This is a genomic window from Sphingopyxis sp. EU05-FHT14B03 (genome assembly GCF_058790875.1).
This window is the reverse complement of sequence record NZ_JBYTDC010000002.1, coordinates 906,472-924,828: the sequence shown is the minus strand read 5'-3', so window position 1 is coordinate 924,828 and position 18,357 is coordinate 906,472. Positions and strand designations below refer to the sequence as shown.

Genomic DNA, 18,357 nt, shown 5'->3' with positions numbered 1-18,357 from the left:
TATGAACCGCAGCCTGCCCCTCCTCGTCGCGGCCGCCGCCCTGTGTGCGCCCACCGCGGCGTCGGCGGCGGAAGAGCGGGCGTTCGACGTGCCCAAGGGCAGCCTCGCGACCGCGCTGCCGCTCGTCAGCCGCCAGGGCGGGGTCAGCATCAGCGTCGCTGATGCGCAATTGTGGAACGGGCGGGTCAAGGCGGTGCGCGGGCGGATGAGCGTCGACGAGGCGATCCGCCGCATGCTCACCGGTACCGAAGCGCGCGCGGTACGGGTCAGCGCGACCAGCTGGCGGATCGAGCGCCGCCCCTCGCCGCCGCCGAAGGTCGCGCGGCGGGCGACCTCGCCGCCAAAAACGCCGCCATCGAGGACACGGGAACCCGACAATCTGGTCGCGGGTCCCGGCGACGAGATCATTGTCACCGCCTCGAAGACCGACCTTCCCTACGCAAGCTTTGCCGGCGTCGCCACCGTTCTCGATGGCGGCGATTTGGCGTTCGGCGGCGAGCGCGGAATGGAATCGATCCTGTCGCGGATGGCGACCGTCTCCTCGACCCATCTCGGCTCGGGGCGCAACAAGCTGTTCATCCGCGGCATCGCCGATTCCAGCTTCACCGGTCCGACCCAGTCGACCGTCGGCCAATATCTCGGCGACATCCGCCTCAGCTACAATGCCCCCGACCCCGACCTGCGCCTGTACGACATCGAAAGCGTCGAGATTCTCGAAGGGCCGCAGGGCACCCTCTATGGCGCCGGATCGCTCGGCGGCATCATCCGCGTCGTGCCGCAGGCGCCCGATCCCGACCGGCAGACGGTACAGGCGAGCGCAGGCGTGTCGCTGACCCAGCATGGCGACCCCGGCGGCGACCTCGGCGCGACGGTCAACCTGCCGATCGGCGAGACCGGCCATGCGCTGCGCCTCGTCGGCTATATGATCAGCGACGGCGGCTATATCGACAATCCGCTGCGCGGGCAGAAGGACGTCAACCGTGTCAATGTTCGCGGTGGCCGTGCCACCTTCCGCGTCGACGCCGGCGACGACTGGACCATCGATCTCGGAGGTGTCTATCAGTCGATCGTCTCGCAGGACGCACAATATGCCGACAAGAACGCCCCGCCGCTGATCCGCAATTCGATGGTCGAGCAAAATGCCAAGGCGAAATACGGCCTCGGCACGATCGTGGTGATGAAGGACTGGGACGGGCTGCATTTCCAGTCGTCGAACGCCTTCGTCAGCCACCGCCTGTTTGAGCGCTTCGACGCGAGCAATCCGAACGACCCGCCGCGCATCCTCGACCAGCGCAACGCGACGCGGATGTTCGTCAGCGAGACGCGCCTGTCGCGGCCGTTCGACGATGGCCTCGGCTGGGTGATCGGGGCCAGCATCCTCGACAATCGCACCCGCCAGAGCCGCGAACTCGGCAACGCACTGGTCCAGATGCCGCTGACCGGGGTCGCCAACCGCATCACCGAATTCACCGGTTATGGCGAGGCGACGGTCGAGGTCATGCCGAACCTGATCGCCGCGGGCGGCCTTCGCCTCTCGCACGCGAGCCTCGACGGGTCCGGCAGGGATATCCCGCTCGATGTCGCTTTCGCGGGCCGCGCCGAAACCGCGCATCGGTCTGAGACCGACCTGTTGCCGTCCGCCTCGCTGCTCGCCTTGCCGGTGCGCAACGTGACGCTCTACGTTCGTTACCAGGAGGGCTTCCGTCCCGGCGGCCTCGCGGTCGACAATAATTTCGTCCGCCGCTTCCGCAACGACCAGGTCCAGACGCTCGAAGCCGGCGTGCGCTTCGGCGAAAAGGGCTGGACGCCGTTCGACGCCAGCCTCTCGGTCTCGCACAGCCGCTGGCGCGACATCCAGGCCGATTTCATCGACACCAACGGCTTTCCGACCACCGCCAATATCGGCGACGGCCGGATCACCAGCATCACCGGCGCCTTTGCGGTGCGGCCGACGCCCGAATTGTCGTTCGAACTCGGCGCGGTCTATAACCACAGCCGCGTGACCGAGCTTTTCTCCGGCGAACTGCGCACCATCGCGGTTCGCGCCGCCGCCGCGGGGGGCGATGTCGGGATCACCATCCCGCAGGAGGCGCTGCTCGCGCGCCTCGGCCAGATTCCCAATGTCGCGCGCTACGCGGTCCGCGGTTCGTTCAACTATGCCGCACCGATGGGCGACGAGGATCTGCGCATCAACGGCTGGGCCAATTATGTCGGCCCGTCGCGGCTCGGTATCGGCCCGATCCTCGGCGAGGGTCAGGGCAAATATCTCGACACCGGCCTCGCGATGCGCCTCGGCGATCATCGCCGCGGCCTGTCGCTGACGCTGACCAACCTGTTCGACGCCAAGGGCAATCGCTTCGCGCTCGGCACGCCGTTCGTCGAGGGCAGCGCGGGCTTCCTGACCCCGCTGCGCCCGAGGACGATCCGCATCGCGATCGACGTGGCGTATTGATTTCAGCCGACCGACCGCTTTTGGGCGGTTAGCGGCCGTCTCAATCCTCCCTGTCGCGCAGCGATGGGGAGGTGGCAGCGCGAAGCGCTGACGGAGGGGCTGACGCGGTCAAAGGCTGGCGCGAGGCCGCGGCCCCTCCACCACCGCTTCGCGGCGGTCCTCCTCCCCATGGCCTTACGGCCACCGGGAGGATTGGATGGGACCCGCTAGCGCCCCGAGCCGCCTTGCAAGCTACTCCGCCAGCGTCAGCGCCTCATAGCGTTCCATATGATAATCGGCGCTGCCGAACTGGCCCTCGATCATCGTTGCGCGCTTGAAATAATGGCCGATCGCCAGCTCCTGCGTGATGCCGATGCCGCCATGGGTCTGGATCGCATTCTGCCCGACGAAGTTCGCGCCGCGTGCGACCTTGTTCTTCGCCGCCGACACCGCCGCCTTGCGTTCGTCGGCGGGCAGGCCGAGCTTCAGCGTGCCCATGATCGTCATCGAACGCGACTGTTCGACCTCCATGAACATGTCGACCATGCGGTGCTGCAGCACCTGGAACTTGGCGATCGGAATGCCGAACTGCTTGCGCTGCTGGGTATATTCCAGCGTGCCTTCGTGCAGCTTCTGCATCACGCCGGTGGCTTCGGCGCAGACCGCGATCGTCGCTTCGTCGACGACCTGTTCGATCAACCCCAGCCCCGCGCCCTCGCCGCCGAGCAGCGCGTCGGCGGGGATCGCGACATTCTCGAAATAGATTTCGGACGCGCGGCTGCCGTCGACGGTCGGATAGTCGCGGCGGACGATGCCCGGCAGGGTCGCGTCGATCAGGAACAGCGACACGCCGTCGCGGTCGCGTTGGCCGCCGCCGGTGCGCGCGGTGACGAGCAGATGCGTCGCCCAGGGCGCGGCATAGACCACGCCCTTGTGTCCGTTGAGCACATAGCCCGCACCGTCCTTCTTGGCGGTCGTGCGCAGGTTCGCGAGATCGTAGCGGCCCTGCGGTTCGGCATAGGCGAAGGCGACGATGACATTGCCCGCGATGATCTCGGGAATATATTTGTCCGCCTGCGCGCCGCCAACGGCCTTGAGTGCGCCGCCCGCGATCACGACGGTCGGCAGATAGGGCTCGATGCCGAGCACCTTGCCCAGTTCTTCCATGATAATCGCATTTTCCAGCGCGCCGCCGCCAAGGCCGCCATGCTCTTCGGAAAAGGACGCGCCGAGCATGCCGAGTTCCTGCGCCAGCGCGGTCCAGATCGCCGGATCGCGGCCTTCGTCGCTCGCGATGAACTTCTGGCGCGTCTCGAAATCATAGGTGTCGCTCAGAAAACGGGCGAGCGTGTCGCGGATCATGTCCTGCGTTTCGGTGTAGGTGAAATCCATCTCTATATCCTCGTCGCCCCCGCGAAGGCGGGGGCCGCTATCGTTTTACACTGCGGCGCTGGATAAGGCCGACTGCGGCCCCCGCCTGCGCGGGGGCGACGCATGCTTCAGAGTCCGAGCACCATCTTCGCGATGATGTTGCGCTGGATCTCGTTCGACCCGCCGTAAATCGTCGTCTTGCGGACGTTGAAATAGGTCGGCGCGGCGCGGTGGGCATAGTCGGGCCCGATCGGATGCTCGTTGTCGCCTTCCCCGAAACCGCGGAAATAGGGTGCGCCATAATGGCCGACCGCTTCCAGCGTCAGTTCGGTCAGCCGCTGCTGGATTTCGCTGCCCTTGATCTTGAGCAGGCTCGATTCCGGCCCCGGACCCTTGCCCGCGTTCGGGCCGGCCAGGCTGCGCAACTCGGTGAATTCGAGCGCGGTCAGGTCGATCTCCAGCTCGGCGATCTTGCGCTTGAAGAACGCGTTGGCGAGCAAAGGCTTGTCGCCGTCGAGCTCGGTGCGGGCGATTTGCTTGACCTTCTCGACTCCGCGCTTCGACGACGCGACGCCGGCGATGCCGGTGCGTTCGTGGGCCAGCAGGAACTTGGCGCAGGTCCAGCCCTTATTCTCTTCGTAAACACGCTGCGACTGCGGGACGCGAACGTCTTCGAGCCACACCTCGTTGACCTCATGCTCGCCGCCGAGCGTGATGATCGGGCGCACGGTGATGCCGGGGGACTTCATGTCGATCAGCAGGAAGCTGATGCCTTCCTGCTGCTTCGCGTCCTTGTCGGTGCGGACGAGGAAGAAACCCCAGTCGGCGTGCTGCGCCATCGTCGTCCAGGTCTTCTGGCCGTTGACGATATAGTCGTCGCCGTCGGGCACAGCCGCTGTGCGCAGGCTGGCAAGATCGGACCCGGCGCCGGGTTCCGAATAGCCCTGGCACCACCAATCCTCGCCCGACAGGATGCGGGGCAGGAAATAGGCTTTCTGCTCGGGGGTGCCAAAGGTGTAGATCACCGGACCGACCATCGCGAGGCCGAAGGGCATCAGGCGGATGCAGTCGGCGCGCGCGGTTTCCTCGGAAAAGATGAAGCGCTGCGTCGGGGTCCAGCCGGTGCCGCCATATTCGACGGGCCATGCCGGGGCGACCCAGCCCTTGTTGTACAGGATCTTGTGCCAGGCGAGGAAATCTTCCTTGGCGAGTTCGTCGCCCTCATCCTGCTTGCCGCGCAGGTCGGCGGGGTAATTTTCCGCGATGAAGCTGCGCACTTCCTGCTGGAAGGCGAGGTCTTCGGGGCTGAACTCCATGTCCATTATGATTCTCCCAAGGGCTATGCCGACCTTATATGGCCGGTTCACGCTTACGTAAAGGTAAGTTGCTTCTTGCTACGCGATATGCGCGATCATCGTGAAGATGCGCGTCTTTGTCCAGCGCAGCAAGAATGCGTCAGCCCACGCCGCCCCGCCGCGTCACGATGACCACCGCCCCGTCGCTGAAATAGGCGTTGCGCCGCTCGGCGATCGACAGCGTCACCGGGACGATGGCGCCGTCGCGAACCACCAGGTCGGATTCGATCCGCGCCGGTTTCCCGTCCCGCAGCACCCCCTCCAGCGCATCCGAAAATTGCGCCCGCCGCGCGACCGCGAGCAAGGCGGAGAATTTCACCCGCCGGATCGCCTCGTCGCCGACCCCCAGCATGGCGGTCAGCGAGGCATTCGCATATTCGACCGCCTCGCGCAGCGAGATGCACGCATGGCCGATGCCGCCATCGGCATCGAGCGCGCGGAGCGCCGCCGTCCGCGCGTCGCTGGCCTCGAGCGCGGCGATCGCTTCGCTGACGTCGCGCAGGATGATCGCGCCGCCGATCGGCAGCGGAACGAGGTCGGCGTGCAGCCATTGCCCGGGCCGCAACAGCGACGGCAGGTCGCCCGAGAAGCGCTCGCGATGGTCGATCATGCGCAGGATGTGGTGAAAGATCAGGCTCGTCTCGATCCCCGGCAGCGCGGCGGCGAGCGGCTGCCCGACCAGTGTCGCCGTGGCGACCTCGAGCATGTCGGCCGCCGCCGGATTGACCGCCGAGATCCGCCGCTGCCGATCGACGAGGATCAGGCTGTCGCGGACCGATTCGAGCAGCAGGACCTGGGAATCGCGCAGCTGCGTTTCATTCGAAACGCCCTCGCCCGCCCCGCCCAGCCGCCGGTAATCGTCGAGCGAGATCAGCACATGCGCGTCCTTGCCATGATGGGTCACCACGACCGGCTTGCGCGCCGAATGCAGTCGCCAGCTGGCAAAACCGCGAATGAAGTCCGCCGCCGATACGCGCGCATGGGACTGGCCTGTTTCCATCTCATCCTCCGAAGCATCGCTGCTCCTTCCCTTATGGGTCGGTTTGGGACGCTTTCGCTCCGGAACGGACTAACCGACGAGCTTCGCCTGGCCGCAGCGCAGCGCGTTGACCCGTGCATCGGCCTGCCCGACATGGACCCCGAGCACCCCGGTCACCTGCTGCAGCACCCCGTCGAGCAGCGGCGCGGTTGCGCCGACCGTGGTGGCGACAAGCGACTTCAAAGCGCTCAGATTCAGCCCGATTCCCAGCACCGCCCCGCTAAGGTCCATGCGGTCGGCGAGCGACTTGGCCGCCCCCGCCACCAACCCCGTGCTCGACACCGTCTTGACCGTGCCGTCGGTGATATTCGTTCGCGAGAAGGCGACGGGTTTTTCCGCCAGATCGGACAGAACAAGTTCGGCCTCGGCGTCGACGCTGGCGAGCGGCAGTTTCAGCAGGCGCGCCTTTTGGGGATCGAGCGGGCGGCTCATGTCGCGAAACGCGCTGTCGGTGACCGTCCCGATCGCCAGCGACGCGGGCGACGTCGTTACCGCCAGCGTTACCGCCTTGCTCGCATTCTTGCTGCAATCGATCGCAGAAATCCGCGCCGAGGCCGATCCGAGTTCGGCGAGGATCGGCAATTCGATCGTCGCGACCGGCGTCGCGATCCGGGTGTCGATCCGCAATCGCACCTGCGCGGTGCGGACGACGACCTGATTGTCGTCGGTCACCGCGATCAGCGGCGAATTCGCCGGCGGCTCGCCGATGATCAGCGCCAGCTTCGCCTGCGTTCCGCCCGGCAGCGCGCCGACGAGGTCGAGGTCGACCTGCCGGTCCGCGGATCCCAGGATCAGCATCGTGCGCAACAGGCTGAGCAGGTTGACGCGCACCGGGTTGGCGGCGTCGACCCGTATGCTCGACGAACGCGGGCCAAGATCGATCGCCGACGCCGGCACGAGTTGCGTCGCGGTCGCTCGCGCCGCCATATGTTCGACCAGCGGCGCGACATGGCTGTCCGATGCCGCCGCCAGCGCCGACAGCACCTGCGGCATCGTTACCCGGCCGTCGAGCGTCTGGCCGAAGGTCAGCGCCTCGACCCCGATCTCGCTGCGCAAGGCGTCGGAGAATTTCAGCAGGTCGACGTCGGCGCTGGCCAGCGCGTTGTAATCCATCAGCGACAGGTTGAGCTCGCTGCCGGTTAGCGCCGACAGGATAGCATTGGGGACCCCGCCGCTCACCGCCGCGACGCGCGACCCGAGCGAGAAGGCGGCGTAGCCTCGCCGCGACCCCGTCGCCGAAGCGCTGATGATATTGCTGTCGCGTCCGGTGATGACGCGGCCGAAGAACAGCCGATGCTCGCGCGTTAGCACGACGCGCACCGCGTTGGGCGACGCACCGCCGGGCGTGAAGCGCCGTTCGGCGGCGACACCGACGTCGGCGACATAGCGGCCGGGGGTCAGCGCGGCGATCGTGATGTCGCAGTTGCAATTGGCGGCGATGATGCGCTCGGCCGCGGCGCGCTCCTCGCCCGGCTTCGCCGCCGCCGCCATCGCCGCGGCGTCGGCGATCCCCTGCAGTTTGCGGCGATCGAGGTGGAGCGATCCGACATCGACCGCGAGCGCGGCTGCCCCGATCAGCATGATCATGCCGAAAGCCGCGGCGACGCTGATGCTGCCACGAACGTCGCGCGACAGCCGGACAAGAAGGGCCCGCGCGCGCATCATTCGGCCGGCAGTTCGAAGGTCGCGCTGGCGCGGATGATATCGCCCGGCGTGGGCACGAGTGTCGAGCGCAGCAAATTGCCTTCGGGCACATGATAGGCGAGATCGACCGTCACCGCCTGCGCATTTTCGGACACCAGCACGCTGCGCAATTCGCGTCGATAACCGCCGACGCCGTGCATGCTGCGGTCGATCGCGCGGATCGCGACGGCGCGTCGATCGGCGGCATCGAGCCCCGTGATCGCGGCGCGTGCGCCGTCGTTCGCCGCCTGCTGGACGCTGTGCGCGAGCAGGAAATATTGACCGTAGATGAGGATGCCGAGCAACAGCATCAGGAAGAGCGGCAGCAGCAGCGCCGTCTCGATCATCGCGGTGCCGCGCCGGTCGCGGGCCAGTCGGGTCGATGTCTTTGTCATGCCGGCGATTATGCGCAGCGGGCGTAACCGGGCCTGCCTGCATCGCGGAATCGCGAAATACCGGAATTACACATTTTTGCCGGACCCGATTGATCGAGGGCATATTTCAGTCCGGGCGGCAATCGGCCATTTTTGTTTCGATGCAGGAACATTGCTAACGCGATCCTGCCATGGCCGCCGGCCCCGATGTCGGAAAACAGGAAAATTAGGCGCCGAAAACGGCGAAAGCCGCACCCCCTGGAGGGCGCGGCTTTCGAAACCACGACGATCGGTCAGACGATCGCGAAATCCCTATCCCCGCGTCAGTTGCGCGCGGGGAAAATGCCCTGCGTCGCGATGCACCACTGCACCGTCAGATAGGGCGGGCGAACGGGGATCGGGATATTGTTGCCCGTCGGCTGGAACTGGACTGTTCCCGGACTCATCAAATTGCCGACCGGGTCACTGCCGCCCAGGAAGCTGCTGTTCGACGAAATACCGAAGGCATTGCCGCTCGCGGTGGTCGCATTCGCCTGCGGCACCGCGGTCTGGACCGCCGAGCGGTGGGTGTGGCTCGGGATTTGGGTCGTCAGCAACGTCGTCGTTTCGGTTCCCGTCTGTTCGCCCAAAAGATAGGGCGACAGACCCGGTCCGCTGCCCTGGTTGATCGCCATGCGCCCGCGCATGTCGGGCAGCGCGAACGTCGTCTGCCCATTGCCGCCATAGGTGGTTCCCAGCAACGAGAACAACGCCGTGTTGGTGCTGATCGCCAGAATCTGGCCCGACGCCGATGCCCAGCCACGCGGGCAGAAATTGAAGCCGACCTGCATCATCTGGCCAAGGTACATCTCGGTCGCCTGCGCCGATGCCGGCGACGTATAGGCCAGCGAGCTGGCGGTCGTCGCCAACAGCAACGCGACTTTATGAAAATTCCCAGTGCGTGTCATATACGCCTCCCCAAATTTCAATAGGTTCGTCGAGCGCGATCAGTTGCGCGACGGGAATATGCCCTGCAGCGCGATGCAGAAACGGTTGACGAGGAACGGCGACACCGTCGGCGCCGTCGTCGTCGCGGTGTCGCCCGCGCCCTGTACCGTGATCGTATCGACATGCATCGTGACGTTCAGGTTGGTCCCGGTCGCATATTGATTGTCGGCCGTCACGGCGAAGGCATTGCGGAAAGAGCGTCGCTCGGTCGCATTGCCCGGATTGGTTTCGATCGTCGCGACGTGGATATGCGCCGGCAGGTTCGACTGGTTCAGTGTTGCCTGCTGCGCTCCGCCGACCTGGCCCAGGGCATAGGGGCTAAGGCCCGGCCCCTGACCCTGGCTGATCGCCATGCGCCCGCGCAGGTCGGGCAGCGCGAAGGTCTGGACACCATTGCCGCCATAGGTGGTCCCCAGCAACGAAAAAAGCGCTGTATTCTGTGCGATCGAAAGAATCTGGCCGTCGGTGGTGGCCCAGCCGCGCGGGCAGAAGCTGTTGCCGACCTCGATAATCTGCCCGAGATAATAGTCCTGCGCCGCCGCCGGCACCGCCGCGATCGCTGCCGCGCTTGCCGCGCCCAGTGCGAGAATTTTTGTATGCCGCATCGTCATACTCCCCTGAAATCCCTCTACCCTCGATGCGCGCCAGCGCGCGCCGACCCGCGCCGTCAGTTCGACGACGGGAAAATCCCGAATGCCTTCACGCAATATCGGATCGCCAGCAGCGGCGGGACGATCAAATAGGGCTGATTGCCGCCGGCGTTCGCGACGACGATCGACCCGCGCTCCATCAGGTTCGAGTTGGGTGCGGTACCGTTGATATATTTCATCGCCGGCGTCGTCGCAAAGTTATTGCCAACCGGCGTGGTGGTATTGGCGGCGTCGCTCGTCGCCTTCATCAGCGCGATATGCTCGTGCTTCGGCATCCCGGCCAGCGTCATCGTGTTGGTTTCGGTGCCGCCGGTCTGGCCCTGAACGCGCGTGGTCAACCCGTTGCCGGTCCCGACGTGCATCGAATAGCGCCCGCGCATGTCGGGCATGGCGAAGGTGTTCACCCCGTCGCCGCCATAGGTCGTCCCGAACAGCGTATAGAGCGCCGAATTGTTCGCGATCGAGATCAATTGCCCGTTCGCTTCATAGGTATCGCGCGGGCAGAAATTATAGGGGACCTTCAACAATTCCCCCATATAAGTGTCCTGAGCCGCCGCCGGCGCCGCCAGTCCGATCACCGCGACCGCAGCCGCATACCAACGCGATTTATGCACGAAAGCCATTGCCCCGTCCCCCTGCCCTGATCAATGGCGCGAAGGCTAAATGTTTTTACTTCAAAGTCAAACGACCTTTGCTTATCCCAAAAGAATTTGGGAGGACTTTAGTTGCGCGCCGGGAAAATGCCCTCGACCGCGATGCACCATTTCAGCGCAATATAGGGCGGCCGGTTCGTAAGCGGCTGCGACCCGCCGGTCGGCAGGACCTGTACCATCGTGCGATCCATGGTGTTGCCTGTCGGATCGATCCCGGTCAGGAAGCTGTTGTTCGACGAGATGCCGAACGCGTTGCCCGAAGCGGTCGTGCTATTGGCCTGCGCATTCGCGGTCTGGATCGCGGCGCGGTGGTCGTGCTTGGGCAGGTTGGCCACAGTCAGCGTCGTGGTTTCGGCTCCCGCCTGCTGCCCGGGGTCATAGGTCGACAGCCCGGGCCCCTGCCCCGGATGATTGGCGGAGCGGCCGCTCATATTCGGCAGGGCAAAGGTCGTCTGGCCATTGCCGCCATAGGTGGTGCCCAACAGCGAAAAAAGCGCCGTATTCTGCGAAATCGGCAATGTTTGACCGCTGGCCTGGAGAAAGCCGCGCGGACAGAAGTTGAAGCCGACCTGAAACATTTCGCCGAGGTAAGGATCTGCAGCGTCGGCCTGCGCCGGTGCCGAATAGGCCAAAGTGCTGCCGCCCGCCACGAGCGCCAGGGTGAAATTCCGGATTGCCGTCTTGCCTGCCATGTCCCGCCTCCAATTTCGATGTTTCGATCGCCCGAAAGCGCAGCTCAGTTGCGCGAGGGGAATATGCCCTGCAGCACGACGCAATACTGGGTCACCAGAAAGGGCGACATATTCGGAATCGGCACCCCGTCGGTGCCGGTCTTCTGGACCGTCAGCGTTTCGGAATGCATGGTGCCGTCAAACGACACCGGGCCGCTCACCGGCGGCGTTTTATACTGGTTGTCGGGGGTCGTCGCAAAGGCATTGCGGAACGACCGCCGCTCGTTCGTCGCATCGGTCAACGACAAGAACGCCCCGGCATGGGAATGCGACGGCAGCGTATTGCTCGTCAGCGTGACAGTCTCCTGCCCGGAAATCTGACCTTGTTGATAGAATGCGCCACCGCCGAGTTGCCCGTCGCCGATCACCATCCGGCCGCGGATGTCGGGAAGCGCAAAAGTGTTGACGCCATTGCCGCCATAGGTCGTGCCGAGCAGCGAAAACAAGGCCGTATTCTGCTGGATCGAGAGAAGCTGTCCGCTCGCGCTTGCAAAACCGCGCGGGCAGTAAGCCGCTCCGACCTCCAAAATCTGTCCGAGAAAGAAAGTTTGCGCCGCCGCGGGCGTTGCCGATGCAATCGCCGCCACCGATGCCGTGGCCAGCGCCAGAGATTTTCCGTGCCGCATGATATTTCCCCTAAAGCCCTTTACCCGAAGCGCCGCCGCGCCCAGCACCGCCTAATTCGACGACGGATAGATGCCGGCCGTGACGACGCAATAACGGATCGTCAGCGTCGGCGGCCGATGGTCCCACGGCTGGTCGCCGCCGGTCGGCCGGATGATCACCGTCTCGCGATTCATCAGGTTCGACACCGGGACGGTTCCGCTGACATATTTGTTCGCGGGCGTGGTCGCGAAAACGTTGCGGAACGAACGCTGCGAATCACCCGCCGCCGATGTGGTGCGGAGCAGCGCGACATGCTCATGCCGCGGCATGTTGGCGATCGTCATCAAATTGGTCTCGGTGCCGCTTTTTTGCCCGAGGACACGGTTGGTCAGACCCGGGCCCTGCCCCACGCTGATCGACGAGCGTCCACGAAAATCGGGCAATGCAAAGGTGGTGACCCCGTCGCCGCCATAAGTGGTGCCGTATAGATTATAAAGCGTGCTTTCCTGCGCGATGCTCAGCAGCTGCCCCTCGGCATTCAACGTGCCCCTCGGGCAGAAACTGCCGGCAGTTTTGATAATCTGACCGACATAATTGTACTGCGCCGCCGCGGGTGCCGCAAGGCTCGCCGCGCCGATCGCCAGTGCGGATGCCGAAATATATGTGAATCTGCGTAGCACAGCCACCCCCCCTTGATGCCGCAAGTCGGGGAACGGTAACGGCTGTTTGCTGAAAGTCAAAGCCGACAATTCATATATTTCAGCCGCTTGAACCGGCCTCGACGATCAGCTGCCGTCGGCGACCGCCAATTTGTCCTGTGTCCGCGTGTCGAAATCCGACGCGTCGTGCCGCTCGTGCAACTGGCTCGCGGGGTCGCCGGTCACCCGGTTGACCATGCGCCCGCGCTTGACTGCGGGCCGCTTGGCGATTGCATCTGTCCAGCGCTGGACATTCTTATATTCGTGCACCTGCAGGAACTCGCCGGCGTCATAGACCAGCCCCTTGGCCAGCGCGCCATACCAGGGCCAGGTCGCCATGTCGGCAATGCTGTAGTCGCTGCCACCCAGATACTCGCTTTCGGCAAGGCGGCGGTCGAGCACGTCGAGCTGGCGCTTCACTTCCATCGCATAGCGGTTGATCGGATATTCCATCTTATATGGCGCATAGGCGTAGAAATGGCCGAAGCCGCCGCCAAGGAAGGGCGTGCTGCCCATCTGCCACATCAGCCACGACAGCACCTCGGCGCGCGCCGCGGTTTCGGTCGGCAGGAAGGCGCCGAACTTCTCGGCAAGGTGGATCAGGATCGCGCCCGATTCAAAGATGCGGATCGGCGCCGCGCCGCTGCGGTCGACCATCACCGGGATCTTGCTGTTGGGGTTGGCGGCAACATAACCGCTCGAAAACTGGTCGCCCTCGCCGATGTTGATCAGCCAGGCGTCATATTCGGCGCCGCTATGGCCCGCTGCGAGCAGCTCTTCGAGCATGACCGTGACTTTCACGCCATTGGGCGTGCCGAGCGAATAGAGCTGGAGCGGGTGCTTACCGACCGGCAGGTCCTTGTCGTGGGTCGGCCCGGCGATCGGCCGGTTAATGTTCGCAAAGCGCCCGCCGCTTTCCTTGTCCCAGGTCCAGACCTTCGGCGGAACATAGTCGTTGGCGTCGCTCATCGGGCACTCCTGCGCTAAATCTGTACTGACCGGTATCTAATCATTCGCAGCCTCAACGTCCAGCAGGGCGGCTCAAATTATACTTTGCGCCCGCAAAGCCGAAATCGCGTCGGCATCATAACCGATCGCCGCGAGGATCGCGTCGCTATGCTCGCCGACCTGCGGCGCGGCGGCGGGATCGGCCTTGGCACTCGCCGACAGGGTGATCGGGGTGCGCACGACGGGCGCCGCACCAAAGGCGCCCGGATAGGCCATCGCTTCGACCAGCCCCGTCGCCGCGACCTGCGGGTGCGCCAGCGCCTCCGACGGCTTCAGCACCGCCCCCGCCGGCACCTTCGCCGCGCCGAGTTCGGCCAGCGCCGCTTCGTTCGTCCGCGCCGCACACCATTCGGCCATCACTGCGCTCAGTTCCTCACCATGGCCACCACGCGTAATGTCGTTAGAGAAGCGCGGGTCGTCGACCAGCTCCGGCCGCCCGACCAGCCGCGCCCAGCGCGCAAAGATCGGGTTGCCGACGACCTGCGTCATGATCCATCCGTCCTGCGTCGCGAAGATGTCGGTCGGCGCCGAACTGAAGGCGCGGTTGCCCATCATGCCGCGGTCGATGCCGTTCAGCGCATGGTCGATCGTCAGCCCGTTGGTGATCGCGAGCGCGGTGCCGAGCAGCGATCCCGACACGCGCTGCCCCCTCCCCGTCGTCTCGCGTTCGCGCAGCGCCAGCATCACGCCGAAGGCGCAATGCAGCGCGGTGGTGAAATCGACATAATTGACCTGCGCCCGCGCGGGTTCGCCATGCTTGCCGCCGATATGCACCGCGCCCGACATCGCCTGTCCGACCGCGTCGAAACCGACATGCTGCGCCAACGGCCCTTCTGTTCCGAAAGCCGAAGCGGTGACCAGGATGATGCGTGGGTTGAGCGCCGACAGCGTCGGATAATCGAGCCCCAGCTTAACCAGCGCGTCGTCGGGCATGTTGGCGATCACGACATCGGCGGTGGCGACCAGCTTGCGCACGATCACGCGCCCCTCATCGCTGCCTGGCTTGAGCGTGAGGCAGCGCTTGCCGCGGTTCATCTGCAGGAACATCGCCCCCGACCCATCCTCGGCAACCGGCACCGAAAAGCGGTCCTCATTGCCGCCGGGCGCCTCGATGCGGATCACGTCGGCGCCGTAGTCGGCGAGCAGCGCGCCGCAATAGGGACCGGCGATATAGCGTCCGAAATCCAGCACCCGGATACCCGTCAATGGCACGCCTTGCTCTCCCGCTTATGTTTCTGGCGAACGGGCTAGCAGCCGTCCGTCGACCGGACCAGCGCCTTCATCGAAACCCCGCGCTTGCACTCGGGCGGCAAAGCCATATGGTCGCAGCATTATTTCAACAGGGGAAACTAAAATGGCGCGCTATGCACTCGCCCTGGCCATGTCGCTGGCCTGCTCGACCTCAGTCTTCGCTCAAACCGCTACGGCGCCCGCCCCATCCGAAAACGGAGACAAGAAGGCCGAAAAGTGGGACGTCAATGCGCCCCCCGGCATGACGACGCGCAAGGTCAATATCGCGGTCGACGAGGGCAGCTGGATGAACGTCGATGTCGCGCCCGACGGGCGGATGATCGCCTTCGACCTGCTCGGCGATATCTACACGATGCCGATCGAGGGTGGCACGCCAACGCGCATCGCCGAAGGCCTCGCCTATGAGCACCAGCCGCGCTTCTCGCCCGACGGCAGCCGCATCGCCTTTGTCTCGGATCGCGGCGGCGGCGACAATATCTGGCTGATGAACCGCGACGGCAGCGGCAAGGTCCAGCTGTCGAAGGAGGATTTCCGCCTGCTCAACCAGCCGAGCTGGTCGCCCGACGGCCAGTTCATCGTCGCAAAGAAGCATTTCACCACCGGTCGCTCGCTCGGCACCGGCGAAGTCTGGATGTACCATGTCTCGGGCGGCGCGGGCGTGCCGCTGGTCAAGAAGGCGAGCGAGCGGCTGCAAAAGGAACTCGGCGAGCCGATCTTCGCCGCCGACGGCAAGAGCGTCTTCTACACGCGCAACGTCACCCCCGGCCCGATCTTCGAATATGCGCAGGACAGCAACAGCGACCTGTTCCACATCGAACGCTATGCGCTCGCCGATGGCGAAATCAGCACCGCGGCCTCGGGTGCCGGCGGCGCGGTGCGTCCCACCCCTTCGCCCGACGGCAAGAAGCTTGCCTTCGTCCGCCGCGAAGGCACCCAGTCGAAACTCTATGTGAAGGACCTCGCTTCGGGGCAGGAGCGCAAGATCTACGACGCGCTCGACCAGGATGTGCAGGAAACATGGGCGGTCACCGGCGTCTATCCGAACATGGCCTGGACCCGCGACAACAAGGACATCGTCTTCTGGGCCGGCGGCAAGCTCCGCCGCGTCGGCGCGGATGGCGGCGAGGCGCGGATCATCCCGTTCCGCATCGCCGACGACCGCGTCGTGATCGACTCGACCCACCCGACCGTCGACGTCGCCCCCGACAGCTTCGAAACGAAGATGCCGCGCTGGGCCGAAGTCTCGCCCGATGGCCGCACCGTCGTGTTCGAAACGCTCGGCAAGCTGTGGACCAAGCCCGCGACCGGCGGCACCGCGCGCCGGCTGACCTCGACCAAGGACGATGCGATGGAGCTGTGGCCGAGCTGGTCGCGCGACAACAAATCGATCGTTTTTGTGCGCTGGACCGACAGCGGCCTCGGCGAAATCCAGGTGATCCCGGCGGCCGGCGGCACCGCGCGCAAGGTCACGGTCAATCCCGGCCATTACGCCGAACCGCGCTTCTCGCCCGACGGTAAGACGATCGCCTTCGAAAAGCGTGGTAGCGGCGGGCTGACCTCAACGCGTTGGAGCGAGGACCCCGGCATCTATCGCATCGCCGCCGCGGGCGGCACGCCCGAGCGCATCAGTTCCGACGGCGCCAAGCCGCAATTCGGTGCCGACAACGACCGCATCTTCATGATCACCGCCGGCGACGGCAAGAGCCAGCTCGTCAGCACCGACCTCCACGGGCAGGACAAGCGCACACATGCGAACGGCGAACTGGTCAGCGACTATGAAATCTCGCCCGACGGCCGCACGCTCGCGTTCCGGCAGAATTACGATGCTTATGTCACCCCGCTGATGCCCGGCGGGCAGGACGTGTCGCTCGGCACCAAGAGCGGCGCGCTGCCGGTCACCCGCGTCAGCGGCAGCGGCGCCGATTTCATGCACTGGTCGAACGGCGGCGCGAAGCTTCACTGGAGCCGCGGCGCGACCCTGTTCAGCGCCGACCTCGCCAGCCTCTTCACCAACGCCCCGGCGGACGACAAAGCACCCAAATTTGCGCCGCCAACCGACGGCGTTTCGCTGGCGATGACGCAGGCCGCCGCGAAGCACAAAGGCACGGTCGTCATCACCGGCGCCCGCATCGTCACCATGGCCGGCAACGACGGCGGCATCATCGACAATGGCGCGATCGTCATCGAAGGCGACCGCATCACCGCGGTCGGTCCGCTCGCGTCGATCAGCGTCCCCGCGGGCGCGGTCACCGTCGATGCCGCCGGCAAGACGATCGTCCCGGGCTTCGTCGATGCCCATGCGCATGGCTCGCACGGCGACGACGAGTTGGTCCCGCAGCAGAACTGGTCCGAAATCGTCAATCTCGCGATGGGCACGACGACCAGCCACAACCCGTCGTCGCGCGCATCGGAGATTTTCCCCTCGGCCGAAATGCAGCGCGCCGGGGTGATCCTCGCGCCGCGCATCTTCTCGACCGGCGAGATCATCTACGGCGCTAAGGCGGCAGGGGTCTATGCCGAGATCAACAGCTATGAGGATGCCCTCGCCCATGTCCGCCGCCTGAAGGCGCAGGGCGCCCACAGCGTCAAGAATTACAACCAGCCGCGCCGCGAACAGCGGCAAATGGTCGTGAAGGCCGCCCAGGCCGAAGGCATGGAGGTCGTTCCCGAGGGCGGTTCGCTCTACACGATGGACCTGACGCTGATCCAGGACGGCAATTCGACCGTCGAGCATAATATCCCGCTACACACCTTCTATCAGGATCTGGTTCAGCTCTGGGGCCAGACCACTGTCGATTACACCCCGACATTGGTCGTGACCTATGGCGGCCCGGCGGGCGATCCCTATTGGCGTGCTCACACCAATGTCTGGGAGCATCCGATCCTGTCGCGCCACGCGCCGCCGACCGAACTCGCCGCCCAGAACAAGCGCCGCACGATCGCGCCCGAGGGCGATTATGTCGACGACGATTCGGCGCGCGAGGCGTGGAAGATCGCGCAGGCGGGGCGCAACGTCTCGATCGGCGCACACGGCCAGCAATCGGGGCTCGGCGCACATTGGGAGATATGGTCGTTCGTGCGCGGCGGCTGGAGCAACATCGACGCGCTGCGCGCCGCCACGATCATGCCCGCGCGATCGCTCGGCTATGCGAAGGACATCGGCTCGCTCGAACCTGGCAAGCTCGCCGATCTCTTGATCCTCGACGCTGATCCGACGCAGGACATCCGCAACACCGACAAGATCCATCGCGTGATGCTCGGCGGGCGGCTGTACGATCCGCTGACGATGAACGAGGTCGACACCGGGAGCCGCAAGCGGGCACCCTATGGCTGGGAAAGCGATTTGCCGTCGGCACCATCGAATTAATCTAGTCGTCATTGCGAGCGAAGCGAAGCAATCCAGAACGGTTTACGCAGGCTCTGGATTGCCGCGTCGCCTTCGGCTCCTCGCAATGACGGAGACTGGTTTCATGCTCCCGCTATGAAACGACGAACTGTTGGGGTGAACGGCGCATCGCCC

General features: G+C 65.2%; 15 protein-coding genes. 2 read left to right on the top strand and 13 right to left on the bottom strand.

The window, feature by feature from the left end; all coding sequences use genetic code 11:
- Position 1 precedes the first annotated feature (1 nt).
- Positions 2–2,452, top strand: coding sequence for a TonB-dependent receptor (locus tag AC3WS4_RS13535; RefSeq protein WP_492739685.1), 2,451 nt, complete (start codon positions 2–4; stop codon positions 2,450–2,452).
- A gap of 231 nt (positions 2,453–2,683) precedes the next feature.
- On the opposite strand, the gene AC3WS4_RS13530 is transcribed toward AC3WS4_RS13535, so the two are convergent.
- The 13 genes from AC3WS4_RS13530 to AC3WS4_RS13470 all read right to left on the bottom strand — a co-directional run bounded on the left by AC3WS4_RS13530 (position 2,684) and on the right by AC3WS4_RS13470 (position 14,798).
- Positions 2,684–3,823 carry an acyl-CoA dehydrogenase family protein gene (locus AC3WS4_RS13530; RefSeq protein WP_492739686.1) on the bottom strand — a complete coding sequence of 380 codons (1,140 nt, stop codon included), beginning with the start codon at positions 3,821–3,823 and terminating at the stop codon, positions 2,684–2,686.
- 107 nt (positions 3,824–3,930) lie between these two features.
- A complete protein-coding gene (locus AC3WS4_RS13525; RefSeq protein WP_056351696.1) occupies positions 3,931–5,124 on the bottom strand; it encodes an acyl-CoA dehydrogenase family protein in 1,194 nt (397 codons plus the stop codon).
- 133 nt (positions 5,125–5,257) lie between these two features.
- A complete protein-coding gene (locus AC3WS4_RS13520) occupies positions 5,258–6,157 on the bottom strand; it encodes a PAS domain-containing protein (RefSeq protein ID WP_492739688.1) in 900 nt (299 codons plus the stop codon).
- 69 nt (positions 6,158–6,226) lie between these two features.
- On the bottom strand, positions 6,227–7,861 hold the full coding sequence (locus AC3WS4_RS13515) for a TadG family pilus assembly protein (protein ID WP_492739689.1): 1,635 nt from the start codon (positions 7,859–7,861) through the stop codon (positions 6,227–6,229).
- Entirely contained in the window at positions 7,858–8,274 is a 417-nt protein-coding gene (locus AC3WS4_RS13510; protein ID WP_492739690.1) for a TadE/TadG family type IV pilus assembly protein, read from the bottom strand. Before AC3WS4_RS13510 ends, AC3WS4_RS13515 begins: the two co-directional genes overlap by 4 nt.
- Positions 8,275–8,576: 302 nt before the next feature.
- Complete coding sequence (locus AC3WS4_RS13505) at positions 8,577–9,161, bottom strand: phage tail protein (RefSeq protein WP_262408007.1); 585 nt, start codon at positions 9,159–9,161, stop codon at positions 8,577–8,579.
- 78 nt (positions 9,162–9,239) lie between these two features.
- Positions 9,240–9,845 carry a phage tail protein gene (locus AC3WS4_RS13500; protein WP_187141410.1) on the bottom strand — a complete coding sequence of 202 codons (606 nt, stop codon included), beginning with the start codon at positions 9,843–9,845 and terminating at the stop codon, positions 9,240–9,242.
- A 62-nt stretch (positions 9,846–9,907) separates the two neighbouring features.
- Entirely contained in the window at positions 9,908–10,513 is a 606-nt protein-coding gene (locus tag AC3WS4_RS13495) for a phage tail protein (RefSeq protein ID WP_492739691.1), read from the bottom strand.
- 98 nt (positions 10,514–10,611) lie between these two features.
- Entirely contained in the window at positions 10,612–11,235 is a 624-nt protein-coding gene (locus AC3WS4_RS13490) for a phage tail protein (RefSeq protein ID WP_187141412.1), read from the bottom strand.
- Positions 11,236–11,279: 44 nt separating this feature from the next.
- A complete protein-coding gene (locus tag AC3WS4_RS13485) occupies positions 11,280–11,948 on the bottom strand; it encodes a phage tail protein (protein ID WP_492739693.1) in 669 nt (222 codons plus the stop codon).
- Between the two features lie 3 nt (positions 11,949–11,951).
- Positions 11,952–12,560, bottom strand: coding sequence for a phage tail protein (locus tag AC3WS4_RS13480; RefSeq protein WP_492739694.1), 609 nt, complete (start codon positions 12,558–12,560; stop codon positions 11,952–11,954).
- A 105-nt stretch (positions 12,561–12,665) separates the two neighbouring features.
- Positions 12,666–13,547, bottom strand: a complete 882-nt coding sequence (gene yghU / locus AC3WS4_RS13475; RefSeq protein WP_492739695.1) for a glutathione-dependent disulfide-bond oxidoreductase — start codon at positions 13,545–13,547, stop codon at positions 12,666–12,668.
- Between the two features lie 72 nt (positions 13,548–13,619).
- Entirely contained in the window at positions 13,620–14,798 is a 1,179-nt protein-coding gene (locus tag AC3WS4_RS13470) for a CaiB/BaiF CoA transferase family protein (protein WP_492739697.1), read from the bottom strand.
- A gap of 142 nt (positions 14,799–14,940) precedes the next feature.
- Here AC3WS4_RS13470 and AC3WS4_RS13465 point away from each other — a divergent pair, with 142 nt between their 5' ends.
- The gene (locus tag AC3WS4_RS13465; protein WP_492739699.1) at positions 14,941–18,204 is read left to right on the top strand and encodes an amidohydrolase family protein; all 3,264 of its coding nucleotides are present in this window, start codon (positions 14,941–14,943) and stop codon (positions 18,202–18,204) included.
- The last annotated feature ends 153 nt before the right edge of the window (positions 18,205–18,357 follow it).